We start from the raw sequence: 23,264 nt of genomic DNA, 5'->3' as shown, positions 1-23,264 counted from the left end.
AGGTAAGCGAAGAAGGTCCGGGGGACCTTTTTAGCTTATTACCTTGAAATTCAAAAGCAAAACAAGTTTCAATGGAGATTGAACAGAAATCATATATCAGAAAGTGAGGTAGCATCATGAAGGCAATTGGTACGAAAACGTTACAGACAGAACGTTTAATCTTGAGAAGATTTGTGGAGAGTGATGCGGAAGCCATGTTTCAAAATTGGGCTTCATCTGCTGAGAATCTGACCTATGTCACTTGGGATCCCCATTCTGCTGTCGAGGTGACTCGAAATTCGATTCGTAACTGGGTTGCCTCCTATGCAAATCCCAACTATTACAAGTGGGCCATTTGCCTCAAAGAAAAACCAGAGCAAGTGATAGGTGATATCAGCATCGTTGCAATAGATGAGAACGATTCTTCTTGTGAAATTGGGTATATTTTAGGAAAAAACTATTGGGGTTGTGGTATGATGACGGAGGCCTTGAAAGCTGTCTTGGACTTTTGTTTTACTCAAGCAGGTTTTCAAAAGACCAGAGCTCGTTACGCCAGTCTCAACCCAACTTCAGGTCGTGTCATGGAGAAGGCTGGAATGTCCTATCTAAAGACTATTACCAATGGTGTAGAGAGAAAAGGTTATCTTGCGGACCTTATTTATTATCAGATAAGTAGAGAAGAGGAGTGAATTTTCTTTTCTGCTTTCATCGAAGTCAGACTGTGTCTGGCTTTTTTGTGCCAGATTTCTAAATAACCTGATTAAATTCCTATTTTTCCCTATCATTGTCCCTGTTTTTTCTGGAGTTTTGAGGCTATAATAGTCCTATCATATCAAAGAATGGAGGAAGGTAATGGATAATATTATCTTTTTTATCAGTGTTTTTATTGCTGGAATTCTTTCCTTCTTTTCTCCTTGTATCTTACCCCTGTTACCGGTCTATGCAGGGGTCTTGTTGGATGATAAAGATGGTGCTCAGGCCTCTAGTGACAAATTTTCAATCTCAGTTGTCAGTTTATTGCGAACTTTGGCCTTTATATCGGGGATTTCCTTTATCTTTATTTTGCTAGGATATGGGGCTGGCTTACTTGGAGGGGGATTAAACGCTTCCTGGTTTCAGTATGTGACGGGTGTGGTTATCATTCTCTTAGGCTTGCACCAGATGGAAGTCTTGCAGTTGAATGGACTCTACAAGGAAAGAAGGCTACAATTACAGAGACAGGGGCAAAAGGGTAAGGGCTATAGTCAGGCATTTTTACTGGGATTGACCTTTAGTTTTGCTTGGACGCCATGTGTGGGACCTGTTCTGGGCTCTGTTTTAGCCTTGGCGGCTTCAGGTGGCTCAGGTGCTTTGCAGGGAGCTGGTCTCATGTTAATCTATACGCTGGGTCTAGCGCTACCATTTTTGATTCTAGCTCTTGCCTCCAGCTATGTTTTGAAACATTTCCGAAAACTCCATCCCTACCTCGGAATCCTCAAAAAAGTAGGTGGTTTCCTCATTATCGTGATGGGAATCTTGGTGCTTTTGGGAAATGCTTCCATTTTGACAAGATTATTTGAATAGAGAGGAAAAAGAAATGAAAAAATGGCAAACATGTCTCCTTGGAGTAGGCTCAGTCTGTTGCTTGGCAGCCTGTTCGACTAAAAATATGTCAGACGACTCTACTATGAAGGAGCAAACAAAAACAGAACAAGTCAGTGCGCAAACTGCCACCAAGGGTCAGGCGGTTGCTGATTTTGAACTGACGGGAGTAGATGGCAAAACCTATCGCTTGTCTGATTACAAGGGCAAGAAGGTCTATCTCAAATTCTGGGCGTCTTGGTGCTCCATCTGCTTAGCCAGTCTTCCAGATACGGATGAAATTGCTAAGGATGCTGGAGACGACTATGTGGTCTTGACAGTGGTGTCTCCTGGACACAAGGGGGAACAAGCTGAAGCAGACTTTAAGAACTGGTACAAGGGCTTGGATTATAAAAATTTCCCAGTTCTAGTTGACCCATCAGGCAAACTTTTGGAAAGTTATGGTGTTCGTTCTTATCCAACTCAAGCCTTTATAGACAAGGAAGGTAAGCTGGTCAAAACGCAACCAGGTTTTATGGATAAGGATATGATTTTAAAAACATTGAAAGAAATGGGGTAGAGAAAGGCCATGAATGATAAAGTAAAATTGTTTGTTTTGGCAGGAATCTTTTTCCTAGCCATAACCGGTTTCTATTTTCTATTGATGCGAAATACAGGGCAGACAGATAGCTCGCAAATTGAGAAAGCATCAGTTAGCCAAGGAGGAAAAACAGTGAAAAAAACAGAAGTGAGTAAAGATGCAGACTTGCACGAAATTTATCTAGCTGGGGGATGTTTCTGGGGAGTGGAGGAATATTTCTCACGCGTTCCCGGGGTGACAGATGCCGTTTCAGGCTATGCAAATGGTAGAGGGGAGACAACCAAGTATGAATTGATTAACCAAACAGGTCATGCGGAGACTGTCCATGTTACTTATGATGCCAATCAAATTTCCCTCAAGGAAATCCTGCTTCATTACTTCCGCATTATCAATCCAACCAGCAAAAATAAACAAGGAAATGATGTGGGAACCCAGTACCGTACTGGTGTTTATTACACAGATGACAAGGATTTAGAGGTGATTAACCAAGTCTTTGATGAGGTGGCTAAGAAATACGATCAACCTCTAGCAGTTGAAAAGGAGAGTCTGCAGAATTTTGTAGTTGCTGAGGATTACCACCAAGACTATCTCAAGAAAAATCCAAATGGCTACTGTCATATCAATGTCAATCAGGCGGCTTATCCCGTCATCGATGCCAGCAAATATCCTAAACCAAGCGATGAGGAATTGAAAAAGACCTTGTCACCTGAGGAGTATGCAGTTACTCAGAAAAATCAAACAGAACGAGCTTTTTCAAATCGCTACTGGGATAAATTTGAATCCGGTATCTATGTGGATGTAGCAACTGGCGAACCTCTCTTTTCATCAAAGGACAAGTTTGAGTCTGGTTGTGGTTGGCCTAGTTTTACCCAACCTATCAGTCCAGATGTTGCCACCTACAAGGAAGATAAGTCTTACAATATGACACGCATGGAAGTGAGAAGCCGAGTAGGGGATTCTCACCTAGGTCATGTCTTTACGGATGGACCACAGGACAAGGGTGGCTTGCGCTACTGTATCAATAGTCTATCTATCCGCTTTATTCCCAAAGACCAAATGGAAGAAAAAGGCTATGCTTATTTACTAGATTATGTCGATTAAGAAGTCTTTCCTAAGCAGTTAGAGGAGAATTTTGCTATACTGATACTAGTAAGTGACAAAGGAGAGAAGCATGACCTACACAATCTTAATCGTAGAAGATGAGTATCTGGTGAGGCAAGGTTTGACCAAGCTGGTCAATGTAGCAGCCTACGATATGGAAATTATTGGTCAGGCTGAAAATGGAAGGCAGGCTTGGGACTTGATCCAAAAACAGGTGCCAGATATCATTTTAACCGATATCAACATGCCTCAGCTGAATGGCATCCAGTTGGCCAGACTAGTCCGAGAAACCTTTCCTCAGGTGCATCTAGTTTTTTTGACAGGCTACGATGATTTTGATTATGCCTTGTCTGCTGTTAAACTCGGTGTGGATGACTACTTGCTCAAGCCCTTTTCCCGTCAGGATATTGAGGAAATGTTGGGGAAAATCAAGCAAAAACTAGACAAGGAAGAAAAGGAAGAGCAGTTACAAGATTTATTGACTGATAAGTTTGAGGGAAATATGGCCCAGAAAATCCAGTCCCATCTGGCTGATAGCCAATTTAGTTTGAAGAGTTTGGCCAGTGACTTGGGTTTTAGCCCGACTTATCTGAGTTCTTTGATTAAGAAAGAGTTAGGCCTGCCTTTTCAGGATTATCTGGTGAGAGAACGTGTCAAACAAGCCAAGCTTTTGCTTTTAACTACCGATCTGAAGATTTACGAGATCGCAGAGAAGGTTGGCTTTGAAGATATGAACTATTTTACCCAACGTTTTAAACAGATTGCAGGTGTGACACCTCGCCAGTTTAAGAAGGGGGAAGATCGATGAAACGTTCTTCTCTCCTAGTCAGAATGGTTATTTCCATCTTTCTGGTCTTTCTCATTCTCCTAGCTCTGGTTGGGACTTTCTACTATCAATCTAGTTCTTCAGCCATTGAGGCTACTATTGAGGGCAATAGCCAAACGACTATCAGTCAGACTAGCCACTTTATCCAGTCTTATATCAAAAAATTAGAAACCACCTCGACCAGTTTGACCCAGCAGGCAGATGTCCTAACCTATGCTGAGAATCCCAGTCAAGAAAAGGTCAAGGGAATTCGAGATTTGTTTTTGACCATTTTAAAGTCAGACCAGGACTTGAAAGCTGTTGTGCTGGTAACCAAATCTGGTCAGGTCATTTCTACGGATGATAGTGTGCAGATGAAAACTTCCTCAGATATGATGACTGAGGATTGGTACCAAAAGGCTATTCATCAGGGAGCTAAACCAGTTTTAACTCCAGCTCGTAAATCAGATAGCCAGTGGGTCATTTCTGTCACTCAAGAACTTCTTGATGCAAAGGGAGCCAATCTGGGTGTGCTTCGTTTGGATATTTCCTATGAAACTCTGGAAGCCTATCTCAACCAACTCCAGTTGGGTCAGCAGGGCTTTGCTTTTATCATCAATGAAAACCATGAATTTGTTTATCATCCTCAACATACAGTTTATAGTTCGTCTAGCGAAATGGAGGCCATGAAACCCTATATTAAGACAGGGCAGGGTTACACTCCAGACCACCAATCCTATGTCAGTCAAGAAAAGATTGCTGGAACTGATTGGACGGTGCTTGGCGTGTCTTCGTTGGAGAAGTTAGACCAGGTTCGGAGTCAACTCATGTGGACCTTGCTTGGAGCCAGTTTCACATCTCTTCTTGCTTGTCTCTGCTTGGTGTGGTTTAGTCTTAAACGCTGGATTGCCCCTTTGAAGGATTTGAGAGAAACTATGCTGGAAATTGCTTCTGGTAATCAGAATCTTCGTGCCAAAGAAGCGGGTGCTTATGAATTGAGAGAGGTGACTCGCCAGTTCAATGCCATGTTGGATCAGGTTGATCAGCTGATGGTAGATATTCGCAGGCAGGAAGAAACGACCCGTCAGTACCAACTTCAAGCTCTATCAAGCCAGATTAACCCCCATTTCCTCTATAACACCTTGGACACCATCATCTGGATGGCTGAATTTCAAGATAGTCAGAGAGTGGTGCAAGTGACCAAGTCCTTGGCGACTTATTTCCGCTTGGCGCTCAATCAGGGTAAAGATTTGATTTGCCTGTCTGATGAAATTAATCATGTCCGCCAGTATCTATTTATCCAGAAACAACGCTATGGCGATAAGCTGGAATACGAAATTAATGAAAATCCTGCCTTTGATAATCTAGTCTTGCCCAAGCTAGTGCTACAACCTCTTGTAGAGAATGCTCTTTACCATGGCATTAAGGAAAAGGAAGGCCAGGGACATATTAGAGTTTCTGTTCAGAAACAGGATTCGGGATTGGTCATCCGCATTGAGGATGATGGGATTGGTTTCCAAGACGCTAGCGATAGTAGTCAAAGTCAACTCAAACGTGGGGGAGTTGGTCTTCAAAACGTTGACCAGCGGCTCAAACTTCATTTTGGAGAAGATTACCAAATGAAGATTGATTCTGTCCCCTCAAAAGGGACGACAGTTGAAATATACATAAATAGAATAGAAACTAGTTAACTCCCAGTCAATTCTGGGAGTTTTATGCGTAATTGGGCAAGCATTCTAGGCTGTCTATCTTGCTAAAACGTAGAAAAAACGATATGATAGATAATGACAAAAGAGGTATCAAGTATGAAGGAAAAAGACATTCAAAGAGACACAAGTCAGATTGTAAAAGATGTATTAGAAAAGGCCAATTTGAAGCAAGGATCTATCTTTGTTTTGGGCCTTTCTTCTAGTGAAGTAATAGGTGGTCAGATTGGCAAGGAATCCAGCCAAGAAATTGGGGAAATCATTGTGAAGACTATCCTAGATATCCTAGAGGAAAAAGGAATTTATCTAGCCGTTCAAGGTTGTGAACATGTCAATCGGGCCCTCGTTGTTGAACGTCAGGTTGCAGAGCAGTTTGATTTGGAAATGGTCAGCGTCCTTCCTACTCTCCATGCAGGAGGTTCTGGTCAGTTGGCAGCCTTCAAGTTTATGCAAGATCCGGTTGAGGTTGAATTTATAAAGGCTCATGCTGGATTGGATATCGGAGACACTGCAATTGGTATGCATGTCAAGCATGTTCAGGTTCCAATTCGTCCTCTTTTGAGAGAGATTGGTCATGCTCACGTAACGGCACTCGCTAGCCGTCCAAAATTAATTGGAGGTGCGCGTGCGCATTATCCACAAGATTCTATCAGAAAGTCGTGAGAATGAAAAAAACAAAACAACAACTAGAAAAAATCACCAAATATTCGATTCGTAAACTAACTGTTGGGGTAGGTCCTGTAGCCATCGATCGGGGCCTTCCTTTTTGGTGCTAGTACCCTTTCAGTAGATAAGGTGCATGCCAATGAAGTTGGTGGTACTCATAACGTTCATTACCGTTATTTAGCAGAGCAGGAATTGACCGAATCTGAAAAAGCCCTGATTCACCATGAGGTTCCTACAGAATTTCAAGATGATGATATTATTTATGTAGTTTATCGCAAGAAGGCAACTACCAGTCAACAACTTCCTTACACAGGAAGTAAGGAACTAGCCTTAGCAGGCCTTGGTTTAGCAACGGCCTCGCTAGCAGTCTTTTTGGTATCAAAAAAAGGTCGTAAAGAGGTTCTAGGGGTTCTCTTGATTGGTTCTTTAGGAGCCAGTACTTTTGTACCTTACGGGACATTTGCATTTGAAAATAAAGAATTACTTTCTTATAACCAAACTATTTCGGCCACTACCCATGAAGGCTTGGCTGAAGGGATTATCCACATTGATGGCTACGAATACATTGGCTACTTCAAGGAAGCAGAACTCCATCCATCAAAACCAGCTTCAGTTGAGAAGTCTCAGTTACCAGTAGAAAAGCAAAGTTCAAAAGAAATCGAGAAGACAGAAGTAGTTCAAGAAACACCGACTGTCACTCCCCAACCTGCTGCCGAAAAACCTGTGGAACAAACTCCAGTACTAACTCATCAAGTAGCTAAAGGAACCCAAGAGGAAGGCAAAGAAGGTCAATCCCTAACCCAGCCAGAATTACCAGAGGCTACAGTCGCACTTAAAGGCACTCAAGAGGAAGGCAAAGAGGGTCAATCTCTGACGCAACCAACTTTACCAGAAGCTCCAATCGAAGTAAAAGGAACTCAAGAGGAAGGTCAATCCTTAACTCAACCTGCATTACCAGAAGCTACAGTCGCAGTAAAAGGAACTCAAGAGGAAGGTAAAGAGGGTCAAGCTCTAACCCAGTCAGAATTGCCAGAAGCTACAGTCGCAGTAAAAGGAACTCAAGAGGAAGGTAAAGAGGGTCAAGCTCTAACGCAACCAACATTACCAGAAGCTCCAATCGAAGTAAAAGGAACCCAAGAAGAAGGCAAAGAAGGCCAAGCTCTAACACAACCAGAACTTCCAGAGGCTCCAGTTGAAGCAAAAGGTACCCAAGAGGAAGGCAAAGAAGGTCAAGCTCTAACACAACCAGAATTACCAGAAGCCCAAGTAGATGTAAAAGGTACACAAGAGGAAGGTAAGGAAGGCCAAGCCCTTGTACAAGATCAGTTACCTGAGTACAAAGTAACTGAGGGAACCATTGTTGAAACATTAACTACAGACTTAGACTACAAAACTGAAACGACTGAGGACCCAACCAAGTACACGGACGAAGAAACTGTCCTACGAAATGGTGAAAAAGGAAGTCAAGTTACTAGAACAACTTATAAAACATTAGAAGGTGTAAAAACTGACCAAGTTCTTTTAACTAGCACAGAAGTTACCAAGGAACCTGTAAACCAAGAGGTAAGTCGTGGGACAAAACCAATTGCAGGAACTCTTGTAGAAGAAAGTCTTGAAAAGATTCCATTTAAGGAAGTTATTAAAGAAGATGATCAACTGAAAAAAGGCGTAGAAGTTGTAGCTCAAGAAGGTAAAGAAGGTCAGAAAAAAATTACCAAGACCTTTAATACCATCAAAGGAGTTAAAACAGAAGACGCTCCAAAAGTTACAGAGGAAATCATCGAGGCACCTCAAGACCGAATTTTGAAACGTGGTACTGAGACCTTTGAAAAACCAGTATTGACCATCACTGCAGTTGAACCTAAGGATTTGAAACGTACTTCAGATGTTAAATACAGCTTGGAAAATCCAAGCAAGGCGGCCATTAAATCTATCACTCTAACTCTGAAAAAAGGTGATGAGATTGTGAAAACATTGAGTGTTTCACCTGACAACTTGACAGCTATCCTGACAGATTTGCAATACTACAAAGATTATAAGATTGAAACTAAGATGGTTTATGATCGTGGTGAAGGTGATGAGGAAGTAGTTCTGAATGGAGAACCACTGCGACTTGATCTCAAAAAAGTCGAAGTCAAAAACATTAAGGAAACAAGCCTTATCAGTGTTGATGACCAAGGTGTAGAAACTGATAATAGTCTCTTGTCAGCAAAACCATCAGATGTTAAACCTTATTACTTGAAAGTGACTACTCATGATAACAAGGTGACAAAACTTGCTGTTGATAAGATTGAAGAAGTCACAGTTGATGGTAAAGCCTTGTTCAAAGTCATTGCTAAAGCACCAGATCTAGTCCAACGCAATGCAGATAATCAGTTTGCAGAGGAATATGTCCATTACTTTGCTAAGCCAAAAGCGCATGAAGGTGATGTTTATTACGATTTCAGTGATCTTGTAAAAGCCATGCAGGACAATCCTACTGGTACCTTTAAGCTTGGTAGCAGTATGAATGCAAGTAACGTGCAAGCAGCTGGCAAGTCTTATGTAACCAATGCCTTCAAGGGAACATTGGAAAGTACAGAAGGTAATAAATTTGCCATCCATAACATTACGAGACCATTGTTTGGTAACATCGAAGGTGGTACTGTTAAGAATCTCTTGCTTGAAAATGTCAACATTGACTTGCCTGGATTTGATCGAGTAGCACCAATCGCAAGTGTTATCAAAAATAATGCAACTGTCGAAAATGTTAAAGTAACAGGTAATGTTATCGGGGGCAACGATGTAGCTGGTATTATCAATAAAATTGATGGTAGTGGTAAGGTAAGTAATGTTGCCTTTATCGGTAAAATTCACGCTGCTGGAAACAAAGGTTGGTACTTAGCAGGTGTTCTAGGTGAAAATTGGAAAGGTATCGTAGAAAAAGCTTACGTTGATGCTGAAATTACTGGTAATAAAGCAAAAGCTGCAGGATTAGTTTATTCTTCTCAAAATGGTGGAGATAACAATACACTAGGTAGAGAAGGTGTCCTCAGAAATTCAGTTGCTAAAGGTTCTATCGAGCTGAAAGAAGCCGTTCAATCAGGTGGCTTGCTCGGTACTAACTGGGCCTTGGGTGCTATTGAAGACAACATCACCATGATGAAAGTCAAAACTGGTGAAATGGTGTTCGGTCACTCTGACATTGACGCTGATGATTACTTCACCTATTCAAGAACAAAACGTAACTTCAGTGTTGAGGGGGTAAGTGAGGGTAATAAATCTTATAAGAATTCTCGCAAGATTCCTAGCATCTCACAAGAAGAAGCTGACAAGAAGATTGAAGCAATGGGAATCACTGCTGATAAATTTGAAAGCACCAAACCTGTTGAAGACAAACTCAATAACATTGTCAACAAAGCTGATCAATACAAAACAATCGATGGTTACGACGCTTCTCGTGAACTTGCCTACCGTAATATCGAAAAATTACAACCATTCTACAACAAAGAATGGATCGTAGACCAAGGGAACAAACTTGCTGCAGGTAGTCCTCTCTTGACCAAGGAAGTATTGTCTGTTACTACTATGAAGGGCAATGCCTTTGTGACAGAATTGGCTGATGCTGACCATATTATGGTTCATTATGGGGATAAGACCAAAGACATCTTTACTGTTTCGCTGAAAGAATCTAAGGTTAAACAAGTGAAAGAGTACAGCATTGCTGAACTGGGAGAAGTTGTTTATACACCTAATATCGTTGACAAAGACCGTAGTGATCTTATCAATGCTATCGTTGAAAAATTAAGCCCAGTTGAATTGCAATCAGATCCTATCTACACACACTTAGGTAGAACTGGTCCTAACAAAGTAAATGCGATCAAGAACCTTTACCTCGAAGAAACCTTCAAAGAAGTCAAGGATAATCTGGCTAAATTTGTGAAACAGTTGCTTGAAAATGAAGATCATCAACTAAACACAGATGAAGCGGCTAAACGTGCACTTATCAAGAAAGTTGATGATAAGAAAGCGGCTATTCTCCTTGGTTTGTCTTACCTCAACCGTTACTACGGAGTTAAATTCGATGATTTTAACATTAAAGAGTTAATGTTATTCAAACCTGACTTCTATGGTAAAAATGTTAGCGTCTTAGATAGAATCATCAATATTGGCTCTAAAGAAAGTTATATTAAGGGTGACCGTACTCACGACGCCTATCGTGAGGTCATCGCTGGTGCTACTGGTAAAGGTAATTTACATGAGTTCTTAAAATATAATATGGAACTCTTTACAAGTGATACAAACTTGAACGATTGGTTTATCAAAGCAACCAAAGACAATGTTTATATCGTTGAACCAGCAACAACAACTCCTGAGTTTGCTGATAAGAAACACAGAGCCTATGAAGGCTTAAACAATGATATGCACGGTAAGATGATCTTGCCACTCTTGAACTTGAAAGATGCACACATGTTCTTAATTTCAACATATAACACTATGGCATACAGTTCATTTGAAAAATATGGTAAGAATACTGCAGCAGAACGCGAAGAATTCAAAGCTGAAATCGATAAAGTCGCTAAAGGTCAACAAAATTACCTAGACTTCTGGTCTCGTCTATCATTAGATAAAGTTCGTAATCAACTACTTAAGAGCAACAACATGGTACCTACACCAGTACTAGATAACCAAAACTATAAAGGTATAAGCACAGACCGTTATGGTCACACTGCTAGTGGTGAAGATGTTGCACCAATCCGTGAATTATACGGACCAACAGATCGTTATCACGCAACTGACTGGCGTATGGGAGCTGTAGCTCGTATTTACGGTAACCCTTACAAAGATGATTCTGTCTTCTTCATGGTTACTGACATGATTAGCGACTTCGGTATTTCAGCCTTTACCCACGAAACAACTCACGTAAATGACCGTATGGTTTACTTAGGTGGTTCAAGACACCGTGAAGGTACTGACTTAGAGGCATTTGCTCAAGGTATGTTACAGTCTCCTGCTGAAACAAGTCCAAACGGTGACTTTAAAGCACTTGGATTAAATATGGCATATGAACGTCCAAATGATGGAAATCAATGGTATAATACAAATCCAAATGACCTCACTTCTCGCGCTGAAATCGATCATTACATGAAAGGTTTCAATGATACGCTTATGCTTCTTGATTACCTTGAAGGAGAAGCTGTAATTGATAAACACGATAAAGCACTAAATAACGCTTGGTTCAAGAAAGTAGATAAGCAACTTCGTGGAGCTAATACCAAGAACCAATACGACAACGTAAGAGATCTAAATGCAGAAGAAAAAGAATATAATTTAACATCTGTTAACGACTTAGTAGAGAAAAACTTCATGACTAAGCACGGTCCTGGTAATGGTCAGTATGACCCAACTGGATTCGGTTCTGCTTATGTAACTGTGCCTATCACTGCAGGTATCTACGGAGGTAACACAAGTGAAGGGGCCCCAGGAGCAATGTCATTCAAACATAACACCTTCCGTATGTGGGGTTACTTTGGATACGAAAAAGGTTTCCTAAATTATGCTTCTAACATGCTAAAAGCTGAATCTAAAAAAGCTGGTAAAGATACTCTAGGTGATGACTTCATCATTAGCAAGATTTCTGAAGGAAAATTCAAGAATCTTGAAGAATGGAAGAAAGCTTACTTCAATGAAGTTGTAACAAGTGCCAAAAAAGGAATTCAATCTATTGAAATTGATGGTAAAACATACAATAGTTATGAAGACTTGAAACGTGCATTTGCTGAAGCGGTTGATAAAGATAAGACTACTCTAAGTAACGGATCTGTCAAATTTGACAACACCGTATCACTTAAAGAAAAACTCTTTAAGAAACTTCTTCAACAAACAGATAGTTTTAAAACTTCTATCTTTAAATAATCAATTGACTCTCACCTGTTCAGCAGGTGGGAGTTTTTTGTGCCCAAAAAGATGCCTTATTTTCCAAGCAGATTTCAAGTATTTTTAGTATGGTCGGTATATAATAGAGCTAAAATACAATATCTATATTCATATGATGAAAGAGAAAGGTGATTAAAATGATAAAGATAAAAAAATGGCAAGCATATGTATTGGTCTGCGCTAGTCTGGTCTGTCTATCGGCTTGTAACAATCAGATGGAGAGTCAAGCTGATAAGCAAAATGGAGACAAAAATGCACAAGTTAGCTCTCAAACTGCAAAAAAAGGAGAAGAAGTTCCAGATTTTGAGCTTACGGGAGTTGATGGGAAAACCTATCGCCTATCAGATTATAAAGGCAAAAAGGTCTATCTAAAATTTTGGGCTTCTTGGTGTTCTGTCTGTCTAGCTAGTTTACCTGATACCGATGAACTTGCAAAAGAAGCTGGCGATGACTTTGTAATCTTGACAGTTGTTTCTCCTGGTCAAAAAGGAGAGCAAGCAGAAGAAGCCTTCCAAAAATGGTATCAGGGTTTAGATTATAAAAACCTCCCTGTACTTCTAGATCCTTCAGGAAAACTCTTAGCGAGTTACGGAGTTCGTTCTTATCCGACTCAGGCCTTTATTGATAAAGAAGGAAAATTGGTGAAGACTCAACCAGGCTTTATGGATAAGGCAAGTATTTTAGAGAGTTTGGAAAGTATAGATTAGAGGTTATGAATGATAAATTAAAAACAGTATTCTTAATTGGAGTTATCATTTTCATCACCATAGGAGCTTTGTTTCTTTTGGAAAAAAGAAACTCGATCAACACTGATACCTCTCAAATTGAGAAGGCAGCTGTTAGCCAAGGTCAAGGTGTTAAGAAAAAAACGAAGCCAGCTAAAGATGCTGACCTGCATGAAATCTATCTAGCTGGAGGCTGTTTCTGGGGAGTAGAAGAGTATTTTTCAAGAGTAGCAGGTGTGACAGACGCAGTTTCTGGCTATGCTAATGGGAGAGGAGAAACAACCCAGTATGAATTGATCGGCCAAACCGGGCATGCTGAGACTGTTCATGTGACCTACGATGCCAATCAAATTTCTCTAAAAGAAATCTTGCTCCATTATTTCCGCATTATCAATCCAATCAGTAAGAACAAGCAGGAAAATGATATGGGGACTCAGTACAGAACGGGAGTCTACTATACAGATGAGAAAGATTTAGAAGCTATCAATCAAGTCTTTGATCAAGTTGCTCAGAAGTACGACCAGCCTCTAGCGGTTGAAAAGGAAGCCTTAAGAAATTTTATCGTGGCTGAGGACTACCACCAAGATTATCTCCAGAAAAATCCTAATGGTTATTGCCATATCAATGTCAATCAAGCAGCCTATCCGGTCATTGATGCTAGTAAGTATCCAAAACCGAGTGACGATGAATTGAAAAGACTCCTATCACCAGAGGAGTATGCAGTGACTCAAAACAGTCAAACAGAACGTGCCTTTTCAAATCGTTATTGGGATAAATTTGAAGCAGGAATTTATGTGGATGTAGCAACTGGAGAACCTCTCTTTTCTTCGAAAGATAAATTTGAATCGGGTTGTGGTTGGCCAAGTTTTACCCAGTCGATCAGTCCAGATGTTGCGACCTATAAGGAAGACAAGTCATACAATATGGTCAGAACAGAAGTCAGAAGTCGAACAGGGAATTCTCATCTAGGACATGTCTTTACAGATGGACCTCAGGACAAGGGAGGTCTACGCTATTGTATCAATAGTCTATCCATCCATTTTATCCCAAAGGATCAAATGGAAGAAAAGGGCTATGGTTATTTGTTGGATTATGTTGAGTGATCTTGAGATTATTAAAAAGAGTTTACTAGATTATTTTTATATTTGATTTCCTTTAAATAAAGTAATTTTTTAAATAAAAGAAAAAAATTATCAAAAAACGATAAAAAAGTGGTGCATCTCAAAAAAATTATGTTATACTAGATATATCGAAAAACAATAATAAGTTTTCGACTAGTAACAAAAAGAGCTCATTTGTTGCTAAAACTAAAAATATTTTATAAAAGAGGAAATCATCATGAAAAAAACTACATCAACTAAAATCGTAAACTTCGCTAAATCACTTGTTACATTGGGTTCTAATTTGGGAATCTTTACCCTCAGTTTCCTTAGTATCGCTTCCTTAGTTCTTCTACTTGGTCAATTTGATATCAGCCAACTAATGCCCGAAGGTGGAGAGGTAACAAGGTCAGGCTACGAAGCGTGGGGAGGGGTTAATGCCTTTGTTCTAACCTTTGTTGCTGGTAATACACTTCTGACTTATGGCCTTATCAAATTAAAACAGTTTGCTAAGAACTTTAAAGAAAGTGATCTTTTTGAAAATACAACCATTTCATTCTTGAAAAAGGGTGCAGTTTTAATGACTGTAGTAGGAGCAATCCAAGGTATTACAGAACTAATTTTGAATCCTGCCCACATCATTTTTAACTTCTCGATTGCAGCATTTTTGTTTCTTGCTAGCTTGGTGCTTACTTCAATCAAAAATCAATTTTCAGATAAAGTAGCATAATACATGTACGTAACACTTACTAATATTGTATAATATAGTAGAGATTAGAAACGAGGTTTTGAAATTAATGTCTAAGAAAAATTCCTACTTACCATTTGCTTTAGGTTTTATTAATATCCTAATTTTTATCTTGGGAGTGTCTTTAGTTATATCCATCCTTTTAACAGTTTTCAATGTAACTGAGATTAGCCTATTTAACCTTGGGACTATTTCCTTAAAACCTGATATGGTGAATACTTCAATTCTAGTGAGTGCTTTGTCCTTTATCAATAGCTTTATCATTCTGTTTGTACTATTCTGTGTTAGACAGTTCTTCCAAAATATTATTCATGAACAGATTTTTACAAGTCATAATGTCAAACTTGCTAATCGTATTTCTCTTTCTCTCTTTATTGCCTCATTTCTAGGAGATGGTATTTTAACACTCAATGGTTATTCATTTCTGAATATAACTTTCATGGTTACTGCTCTCGTTGTTTGGACAATTGGTAAAGTCCTTGAAAAAGCAAACGAAATTGCAGAAGAAAATGAGTTTACAATTTAGAGAAAGGAGACTATCACATGATTGTTATTAATCTAGATGTCGAATTAGCAAAGAAAAAAATGCGTTCAGGAGATTTAGCAGAACGCGTAGGTATTACTCCCGCAAATCTTTCAATACTGAAAACAGGTAAGGCCAAAGCTATACGTTTTTCAACGCTAGAAGCCATTTGTAAAGAACTTGGGTGCCAACCTGGTGATATATTGGAGTATGTGCCAGATTAAAAAGTGGTTCAGCGAATGCTGATCCGCTTTTTTATTCTCATTGAGTATGAGCTCGAGAAAGGACACATTTCGTGCTTTCTTTTTTTATGTTCAGAGCGATAAAAATCCGTTTTTTGAAGTTTTCAAAGTTCCGAAAACCAAAGGAATTACGCTTGATAAGTTTGATTAAATTATTGGTCGCTTCTAGTTTGGCGTTGGAATAGGGTAATTGAAGGGCGTTGACTATTTTCTCTTTGTCCTTTAGAAAGGTTTTAAAGACAGTCTGAAAAAGAGGATGACCCTGCTTTAGATTGTCCTCAATGAGTCCGAAAAATTTGTCAGGCTCTTCTTTATTCTGAAAGTGAAAAAGCAGGAGCTGATAGTGGTCTTTCAAGTCTTCGGAAGAGCTCAAAAGCTTGTCTAGAATCTCCTTATTCGTCAAGTGCATACGAAAAGTAGGGCGATAAAAACGTTTATCGCTGAGTTTAGGACTATCCTGTTGGATGAGTTTCCAATATCGCTTGATAGCCTTGTATTTATGAGACTTTCGATGAAACTGATTCATGATTTGGACGCGGACACGACTCATAGCACGGCTTAGATGTTGGAGTAAAACAGTCCAGTGGACTGTTTTAGCCTGAGTTTAGAAATATAATAAGGAAGGTTGAAAGCGATCAAGAACGATTTTAGCATTTGAGCGTGAAACAGTCTGGGAGACTGTTTCAACCTAAGCCTAGAAATTCGAAAGCGAAGTTGCTTAGCCAATTCATAACAAGGGCTAAACATATCCATAGTAATGATTTTCACCTGGCAGCTAACAGTTCGATTGTTGTACAGAAAGTGATTTCGGATGACAGCTTGTGTTCTTCCCTCAAGAACAGCGATGATATTGAGATTGTCAAAATCTTGCGCAATGAAGCTCATCTTCATCTCCCGATTGAAACAGTCACTCCCCTGACTGTTTCAACATCCCAGGACATAATCTCACGAAGACGAGAAAAATCATGCTTAAAACGGAAGTCATTGAGCTTGCGAATAACAGTTGAAGTTGAAATGGACAGCTGATGGGGAATGTCGGTCATAGAAGTCTTTTCAATCAACTTTTGAGCAATCTTTTGGTGGATGATACGAGGGATTTGGTGATTTTTCTTGACGAGGGAAGTCTCAGCGACTGCCATTTTTGAGCACTGATAGCACTTAAAACGACACTTTTTCAGAAGAATTCTAGTAGGCATACCTGTTGTTTCAAGGTAAGAAATTTTCGACGTTTACTTCTTCATTAAATTTCCACAAACAGGACAAGATGGCGCCTCGTAATCCAGTTTAGCGATGATTTCCTTGAGGGTATCCCTATTTATGATATCTAGAATCTGGATATTAGAGTCTTTAATAGCGAGGAGTTTTGTGATAAAATGTAATGGTTCCATATGATTCTTTCTAATGATGGTTTGGTTGCTTTTCATTATAGATCTTAAGGGACTTTTTTTCTACAACAAAATAGGCTCCATCATATCCATAGGGGATTTACCCACTACAAATAGTATAGAGCCCAAAAAGAGGGGAATTCCCTCTTTTTTGTATGTTAAAAATATCTTGAGCATATGTTAATTTTTTTAAGATACCTCAAATAAGTTGAACTATAAAAAAAGCAAAATTTTAAAAAAAATTGAGCAAAATACTTGGTATTCAAGAGCTAGCATGGTAAAATATAACAGCGATTAGTTTGCGAAATATTAAATACATATTTATTCTAAACTAAGCTAAATTTTATGCAATTTGGAGGTAATATTAGTGAAAAATGATCTCTTTAATGATCGTATTAGTCGATTTTCAATTCGTAAGTTAAATGTAGGAGTTTGCTCGGTCTTACTCGGAACGTTGGTAATGCTCGGAACTGCTACAGGTGTCGGAGCTGATGAAGTAACTGAAGAAAAACAAGCTGACGGAGTTGCAGCTACAACAGAAGTAGACAAAGCTGAAACTCCTGTAACAACAGAAGCAGCACCTGCTAAAGAAGTAACTTATAAAGCAGAAGCAGCACCTGCAGTTTCTACTGAAGTAAAACCTGAGCTAAATAGCGACAAATTGGCAGCTTACGTTGCTGAAATTGAAGCAAACGTGGCAAATGGTAAATACAGCAACAAGACAGACGAGAGTGTTGAAGTTCTTAAGGTAGGTCTTGCTAATGCTAAAAATGCACTTACTTCTGCTACAAGCCAAGCTGAACTTGACGCAGCTTACCAATCACTCGTAACGACTGTCAATGCGAAACTTAAAAACAAGGAAGTAGCTAAAGTAGAAAAACCAGTAGTTGAAACTCCTGCTACAACAGAAGCAACTACAGCAAAACCTGCTGAAAACACAAAGCCAGCTGAAGGTACAAACGCAATTGCAAATACAGGGAAGAACGACCCTCGTAATGGTAAAGAGATTGACAAGAATACTGCCTTCCGTGCAGATACTGCAACAGCTACTGGAATTGGTGCAGACGTTGTAGACGCAACTTCAACTCCAAAAGTTGAAAAACCAGGATATACAACAGACCTTGACGCAAAATCTTTGACTAGCCAGATCACATGGTTGGACTTTGGAGATGTAGCCAACTGGACAGGAACCACTACGACATTAGTACCTGCCTCCGAAGTTAAACCAACTGAAAACTTACAAGAGAAAATGGCTCTTCAAGTTGGGGCTACCTATACTAAGGAAATCATGCCTGGATATGTGGTAACTATCAAAGTTAAGTCTTTGAAACCCTTCCAAGCAACTGAAATCTATAAGAAGCGACTAGAAAGCCAAGGAGCTACTGACGCAGAAAAAGCAACCTATGATCCAAATGCTCGAAACGGTTTTGTCAATAATTCGAGTTCACCCACTACTAAGTTACGTTTCAAGAACGGTGATGAGGCCATGATTACCGCAGAGCCTCAAAATGGTTATACCGAAATTAGACATGAAGGAATTGATACCAAAGCCAAGAAGACAACCATTGCTTCAGCGATAAATGGTGGAAATATCGGAGTTCAGTTTGAAATCTCTGCAACCTTCCGTGGCAAGAAAGTTAAACCAGCTGTTGTTATGGCTGATGGAGAGTCTGCCAACCCTGGTGAATTTGTTATGTTCACTACCAACGGACAAGGTTGGCAACATCTTGGAGAATGGAAAAAAGCTAGTAGAATTGCTAGTGTACCGTACATGATACAAGATACGGATAATCTTTTTGGCCCTAACCCTAAGACTACTATTAATGGTAAATCATTCTACAGAACTAACCTTGACCAACTTCGCGGGTCTACTGAAGTTGGCCCAGATAAAAAACCAGTCGCTTGGAAGTATTTTGGAAACCCTGACCAAGTAACTGGTGGTCTTGGGACTGGTGTCTTTGGGCCAAATATTTCTGCAGCCGATTCCTCTGTTCCCCTTGTTATGACGCGTGGAGCATCTGAAGTGGGACTTTATATCGCTTCGGGTGGTAAACAGTCTGCTATGCTGGGATTCTTTCCAATTGATGAAGGGGATGCTCCTGAGTCATACGGTAAGGCTATGCATACTATTGCAACTGTAGATGGCGTAACTGGTGCTAAAGTAAATCAACCGTATATTGGTAACGTTAGCCCAGATATGGATGAAAACACGACTCTTGACTGGTTCGGTGATGATAACTCAACTACGGCCGATGAAGGCATTAACCAATTGCTTCCAGAAGAACTCAAAGGGACAACCAATGAGATGATCAAGATGGACCGTACCAAACCAGGTAACTACAAGATGTCAATTCAAGCTCATACGGATGGAGCTTCAGAAGCACATATCTATGGTTGGGTAGACTTTAACCAAAATGGTAAATTCGATGAAGATGAACGCTCAAATCTCGCTACAATCACACAAGATGGGACTGTTGAGTTGACCTTTGCAAACAGCAAGACTTACGTCGACCCAAGCGTTAAAGAGTTAGGTGCTCGTGTTCGTATTGCTAAGAAAGCGAACGAGATCGAAAGCCCAACTGGCATGGCCTTCTCAGGTGAAGTAGAAGACTTCAAGACTCAAATCACCCACCCACCAAAAGGGGAATTCAAAGAAACAAGTGCTCCCCAAGGTGCCAAACAAACAGCAACTGTAGCCTTTACAGCACGTGGAGAACACAAGTATGAACGCAACTCTGCTGCTGTCATCGACGAAACTGTAGCACCATACATCGTTGACAAAGATGGCAATCGTGCAACTCTTGACGCAGACGGTTACTACGTCGTTCAAGGACAAGGTAAGTACAAGATTACTGCGAATGGTAAAGATGTAGATGTTGAGTTTATCCCAGAAGATAATTTCCTAGGAACTGCTGATGGTATCTCTATCCGTCGCTCAGACAATAATGGCTATGATACTGGTTGGTCAACAAAATTCCCAGACAGCGAACCTAATGTGAATGGCCAATTAAATACTATGGATGGTCAATATGTTCCAACTGTATCACCGATTGACATTGAAGGGGTTGACAAGACTTCTAAAGATATTCAAGGTGCAACTCAAAAAGAAACACCTACCTTTAATACAACGGCTTCTAACTCAGCTGGTGATAAGATTGCTATTGCTCCAAGCGCGGACTATCCTGCTAAGTTGGTAGACCCAGCAACAGGTCGTACTACTGATGAGAAATCTGTAACCGTAGCTGGAGAAGGGACTTACACCATCAATCCTACAACTGGTGAAGTAACCTTCACTCCAGAACCAAGCTTTACTGGTACAGCCAAAGGTGTGGAAGTTACATTGTCAGCGCCAGTTGGTCGAAATAAAGACGGTAAGATTCAAGAAGAGTACGTTAAGACTGCTACAGCTAAGTACACACCAACTGTAGTAGGAGTAACCCCAACTGCAACCCCAGCAGAAACAAAAGACATCCAAGGTGCCACACAAACAGGCAAACCTGAATTCAAGGGTGGTACAGTTGAAGTTAACGGTGTTGAAAAGACTGTTGAAATCAACGAAGATGTTCCAGCAACATTTGACGACGGTTCAACAACTAAGACAGTTAAGGGAGTTGGTACATTTACAGTTGCAGCAGATGGTACAGTAACATTCGTTCCAGAATCAAACTTTGTAGGAACTGCACCAGCAGTGACAGTCGTCCGCGAAGATAAGAATGGAATAAAAGCTTCTGCGTCATACACACCAACAGTTGTAGGAGTAACCCCAACAGCAACCCCAGCAGAAACAACAGACATCCAAGGTGCCACACAAACAGGTAAACCTGAATTCAAGGGTGGTACAGTTGAAGTTAACGGCGTTGAGAAAACTGTACCAATCAACGAAGATGTTCCAGCAACATTTGACGACGGTTCAACAACTAAAACAGTAGAAGGTGTTGGTAAATTTACGGTTGCAGCAGATGGTACAGTAACATTCGTTCCAGAACCAAACTTTGTAGGAACTGCACCAGCAGTAACAGTTGTCCGCGAAGATGTGAATGGAAACAAAGCTTCTGCTACATATACCCCAACAGTAACTCCGGTTTCTATCACTCCAACAAATAAAGTTTCTGGAGATATTCAAAATGTCCCACAAACTCAAACTCCAACATTTGATTTGAGTAATGATAAGACAGCTAAAATCACAAGTAAGAAGTTAGTGGATCCTGCAACTGGTAAACCTACGGATGAAACTACTGTGACAGTAGAAGGTGAGGGATCTTATACAATTGATCCTACAACAGGTGCTGTAACATTTACACCTGAAGAAGACTTTGTTGGTACTGCTAATGGAGTAACTGTACAAGCTACTGCTCTCATTACAAATGAAGACGGAAAAACATCTACTATCACAGCGGATGCGACTTATACTCCAACTGTAGTAGCTGCAGAGCCAACTGCGAATCCGGCAACATCAATTGATGTACAAGGTGCGATTCAAACAGGAACACCAACATTCGCAGGTACAACTGTACAAGTTAATGGTGAAGATAAAGAAATTACTATTAAAGATAATAGCTATATACTCTTAGATGCTGATGGTTATCAGGTTACTACTACCCCAGCTTATGCAGAGGATGGAGTAACACCAATTGGTACCTTCTCAATTGATACAGCAACAGGTACTGTAACCTTCACGCCAACAGATAAATCTTACACTGGTACAGTAACTCCAGTTACAGTTGTGGCTGAAAGTTCAAACGGTATCGTTGTAGGTACAACCTACACTCCAGAGATTGTTCCTGTTAAACCAACTGCAACCCCAGCAGAAACAAAAGACATCCAAGGTGCCACTCAAACAGGCAAACCTGAATTCAAGGGTGGTACAGTTGAAGTTAACGGCGTTGAAAAGACTGTTGAAATCAACGAAGATGTACCAGCAACATTTGACGACGGTTCAACAACTAAGACAGTTGAGGGAGTTGGTACATTTACGGTTGCAGCAGATGGTACAGTAACATTCGTTCCAGAAAAATCATTCGTCGGAACTGCACCAGCAGTGACAGTTGTCCGTGAAGATAAGAACGGAACAAAAGCTTCTGCGACATACACACCAACAGTGACACCAGTAACTCCAACTGCTGAACCTGCAACTTCAACGGACAAACAAGGCCAAACCCAAACAGGTAAACCTGAATTTACTGAAGGTAATAGCCGTGTGCCAATGGATGATGATACGCCTGCAACCTTCGAAGATGGTTCAACAACTAAGGTAATTCCAGGAGAAGGAACATATACAGTAGCACCAGACGGAACTGTAACATTCGTACCAGAAAAATCATTCACAGGAACCGGAACAGGCGTAACTGTTAAACGTGTAGATAAGAATGGTACACCAGTAACAGGTAAGTACACACCAACAGTAACACCGGTAACACCAACTGCAACTCCAGCTTCATCAGAAGCACCTCAAGGCTTGGTTCAAACTGGAACAGTGACCTTCACAGAAGGAGATCCAGTTGCACCAATCGACAAGGATACCATTACTCTTCTTGACGAAAATGGTCAACCAGCTACTTCAGTAGATGCTAAATCACCAGAAGGCAAGGTTATCGGTAGCTTCACAGTTGATAAAGAAACAGGTGTTGTAACCTTCACACCAACTGATAAATCATATTCAGGTGATGTCGTTTCAGTTAAGGTTCAAGCGAAAGATGCTAACGGTACTACAGTAGAAACAACTTACACACCTAAGATTACTCCAGTAAAACCAACAGGTGAAGATGTTACTTCAACTGACAAACAAGGTCAAACACAAACAGGTAAACCTAAGTTTACAGAAGGTAACCCAAGTGTACCAATGGATGATGATGTTCCTGCAACATTTGAAGATGGTTCAACAACTAAGGTAATCCCAGGTGAAGGAACATACACAGTAGCACCAGATGGAACTGTAACATTTGTACCAGAAAAATCATTCACAGGAACCGGAACAGGTGTAACTGTTAAACGTGTGGATAAGAATGGTATACCAGTTACAGCTAAGTACACACCAACAGTAACACCAGTAACACCAACAGCTGAAGATGTTCCATCAACAGATATACAAGGTCAAACACAAACAGGTAAACCTAAGTTTACAGAAGGTGATCCAAGTGTACCAATGGATGATGATGTTCCTGCAACATTTGAAGATGGTTCAACAACTAAGGTAATCCCAGGTGAAGG

The 23,264-nt window shown here is 40.2% G+C and carries 15 protein-coding genes and 1 pseudogene; 15 read left to right on the top strand and 1 reads right to left on the bottom strand.

Annotated elements, in window-relative coordinates:
• The first annotated feature begins 116 nt into the window (after positions 1–116).
• The 14 genes from M1F37_RS02170 (at position 117) to M1F37_RS02110 (ending at position 15,654) form a co-directional block, all read left to right on the top strand.
• Positions 117–668, top strand: coding sequence for a GNAT family N-acetyltransferase (locus M1F37_RS02170; RefSeq protein ID WP_247934537.1), 552 nt, complete (start codon positions 117–119; stop codon positions 666–668).
• A gap of 163 nt (positions 669–831) precedes the next feature.
• Positions 832–1,542 (top strand): cytochrome c biogenesis CcdA family protein, encoded by a 711-nt coding sequence (gene ccdA2, locus M1F37_RS02165; protein WP_247934536.1) that lies wholly within the window; start codon positions 832–834, stop codon positions 1,540–1,542.
• 13 nt (positions 1,543–1,555) lie between these two features.
• Positions 1,556–2,119, top strand: a complete 564-nt coding sequence (locus M1F37_RS02160; protein ID WP_247934535.1) for a redoxin family protein — start codon at positions 1,556–1,558, stop codon at positions 2,117–2,119.
• Positions 2,120–2,128: 9 nt separating this feature from the next.
• Positions 2,129–3,241 (top strand): peptide-methionine (R)-S-oxide reductase MsrB, encoded by a 1,113-nt coding sequence (gene msrB, locus M1F37_RS02155; RefSeq protein WP_247934534.1) that lies wholly within the window; start codon positions 2,129–2,131, stop codon positions 3,239–3,241.
• Between the two features lie 70 nt (positions 3,242–3,311).
• On the top strand, positions 3,312–4,049 hold the full coding sequence (locus M1F37_RS02150; RefSeq protein ID WP_247934533.1) for a response regulator transcription factor: 738 nt from the start codon (positions 3,312–3,314) through the stop codon (positions 4,047–4,049).
• Complete coding sequence (locus M1F37_RS02145; protein WP_247934532.1) at positions 4,046–5,737, top strand: cache domain-containing sensor histidine kinase; 1,692 nt, start codon at positions 4,046–4,048, stop codon at positions 5,735–5,737. Before M1F37_RS02150 ends, M1F37_RS02145 begins: the two co-directional genes overlap by 4 nt.
• A 114-nt stretch (positions 5,738–5,851) precedes the next feature.
• Positions 5,852–6,415 (top strand): TIGR01440 family protein, encoded by a 564-nt coding sequence (locus tag M1F37_RS02140; protein ID WP_247934531.1) that lies wholly within the window; start codon positions 5,852–5,854, stop codon positions 6,413–6,415.
• 2 nt (positions 6,416–6,417) lie between these two features.
• Positions 6,418–6,528 carry a YSIRK-type signal peptide-containing protein gene (locus tag M1F37_RS10105; protein ID WP_419991945.1) on the top strand — a complete coding sequence of 37 codons (111 nt, stop codon included), beginning with the start codon at positions 6,418–6,420 and terminating at the stop codon, positions 6,526–6,528.
• A 19-nt stretch (positions 6,529–6,547) separates the two neighbouring features.
• Positions 6,548–12,313: a ZmpA/ZmpB/ZmpC family metallo-endopeptidase gene (locus tag M1F37_RS02135; protein WP_419991944.1), complete on the top strand. Its 5,766-nt coding sequence runs from the start codon at positions 6,548–6,550 to the stop codon at positions 12,311–12,313.
• 167 nt (positions 12,314–12,480) lie between these two features.
• Positions 12,481–13,041, top strand: coding sequence for a TlpA family protein disulfide reductase (locus M1F37_RS02130; protein ID WP_247934616.1), 561 nt, complete (start codon positions 12,481–12,483; stop codon positions 13,039–13,041).
• 5 nt (positions 13,042–13,046) lie between these two features.
• On the top strand, positions 13,047–14,162 hold the full coding sequence (gene msrB / locus M1F37_RS02125) for a peptide-methionine (R)-S-oxide reductase MsrB (RefSeq protein WP_247934530.1): 1,116 nt from the start codon (positions 13,047–13,049) through the stop codon (positions 14,160–14,162).
• 235 nt (positions 14,163–14,397) lie between these two features.
• Positions 14,398–14,889, top strand: coding sequence for a hypothetical protein (locus M1F37_RS02120; protein WP_247934529.1), 492 nt, complete (start codon positions 14,398–14,400; stop codon positions 14,887–14,889).
• Between the two features lie 67 nt (positions 14,890–14,956).
• On the top strand, positions 14,957–15,433 hold the full coding sequence (locus M1F37_RS02115) for a DUF2975 domain-containing protein (protein ID WP_247934528.1): 477 nt from the start codon (positions 14,957–14,959) through the stop codon (positions 15,431–15,433).
• 17 nt (positions 15,434–15,450) lie between these two features.
• Positions 15,451–15,654 (top strand): helix-turn-helix domain-containing protein, encoded by a 204-nt coding sequence (locus M1F37_RS02110; protein WP_004252288.1) that lies wholly within the window; start codon positions 15,451–15,453, stop codon positions 15,652–15,654.
• A gap of 37 nt (positions 15,655–15,691) precedes the next feature.
• Here the strand turns inward: M1F37_RS02110 and M1F37_RS02105 are convergent.
• Positions 15,692–17,060 (bottom strand): annotated as a pseudogene (locus tag M1F37_RS02105) (transposase).
• A gap of 364 nt (positions 17,061–17,424) precedes the next feature.
• Here M1F37_RS02105 and M1F37_RS02100 point away from each other — a divergent pair.
• A partial coding sequence (locus tag M1F37_RS02100; RefSeq protein ID WP_247934527.1) for a CshA/CshB family fibrillar adhesin-related protein occupies positions 17,425–23,264 on the top strand: 5,840 nt, incomplete at its 3' end.

Origin of the sequence: Streptococcus mitis (assembly GCF_023109105.1) — a bacterium.
Taxonomy (GTDB): Bacteria; Bacillota; Bacilli; order Lactobacillales; family Streptococcaceae; genus Streptococcus; species Streptococcus mitis_BW.
This window is presented reverse-complemented; position numbering and strand designations above follow the sequence as displayed.

Excerpts from the sequence above, each read along its gene's own strand:
- M1F37_RS02115 (WP_247934528.1), top strand. The coding sequence starts at position 14,957 with ATGTCTAAGAAAAATTCCTACTTACCATTTGCTTTAGGTTTTATTAAT.
- M1F37_RS02145 (WP_247934532.1), top strand. The coding sequence starts at position 4,046 with ATGAAACGTTCTTCTCTCCTAGTCAGAATGGTTATTTCCATCTTTCTG.
- M1F37_RS02110 (WP_004252288.1), top strand. The coding sequence starts at position 15,451 with ATGATTGTTATTAATCTAGATGTCGAATTAGCAAAGAAAAAAATGCGT.
- msrB (WP_247934534.1), top strand. The coding sequence starts at position 2,129 with ATGAATGATAAAGTAAAATTGTTTGTTTTGGCAGGAATCTTTTTCCTA.
- M1F37_RS10105 (WP_419991945.1), top strand. The coding sequence starts at position 6,418 with ATGAAAAAAACAAAACAACAACTAGAAAAAATCACCAAATATTCGATT.
- M1F37_RS02150 (WP_247934533.1), top strand. The coding sequence starts at position 3,312 with ATGACCTACACAATCTTAATCGTAGAAGATGAGTATCTGGTGAGGCAA.
- M1F37_RS02160 (WP_247934535.1), top strand. The coding sequence starts at position 1,556 with ATGAAAAAATGGCAAACATGTCTCCTTGGAGTAGGCTCAGTCTGTTGC.
- ccdA2 (WP_247934536.1), top strand. The coding sequence starts at position 832 with ATGGATAATATTATCTTTTTTATCAGTGTTTTTATTGCTGGAATTCTT.
- M1F37_RS02170 (WP_247934537.1), top strand. The coding sequence starts at position 117 with ATGAAGGCAATTGGTACGAAAACGTTACAGACAGAACGTTTAATCTTG.
- msrB (WP_247934530.1), top strand. The coding sequence starts at position 13,047 with ATGAATGATAAATTAAAAACAGTATTCTTAATTGGAGTTATCATTTTC.
- M1F37_RS02120 (WP_247934529.1), top strand. The coding sequence starts at position 14,398 with ATGAAAAAAACTACATCAACTAAAATCGTAAACTTCGCTAAATCACTT.
- M1F37_RS02140 (WP_247934531.1), top strand. The coding sequence starts at position 5,852 with ATGAAGGAAAAAGACATTCAAAGAGACACAAGTCAGATTGTAAAAGAT.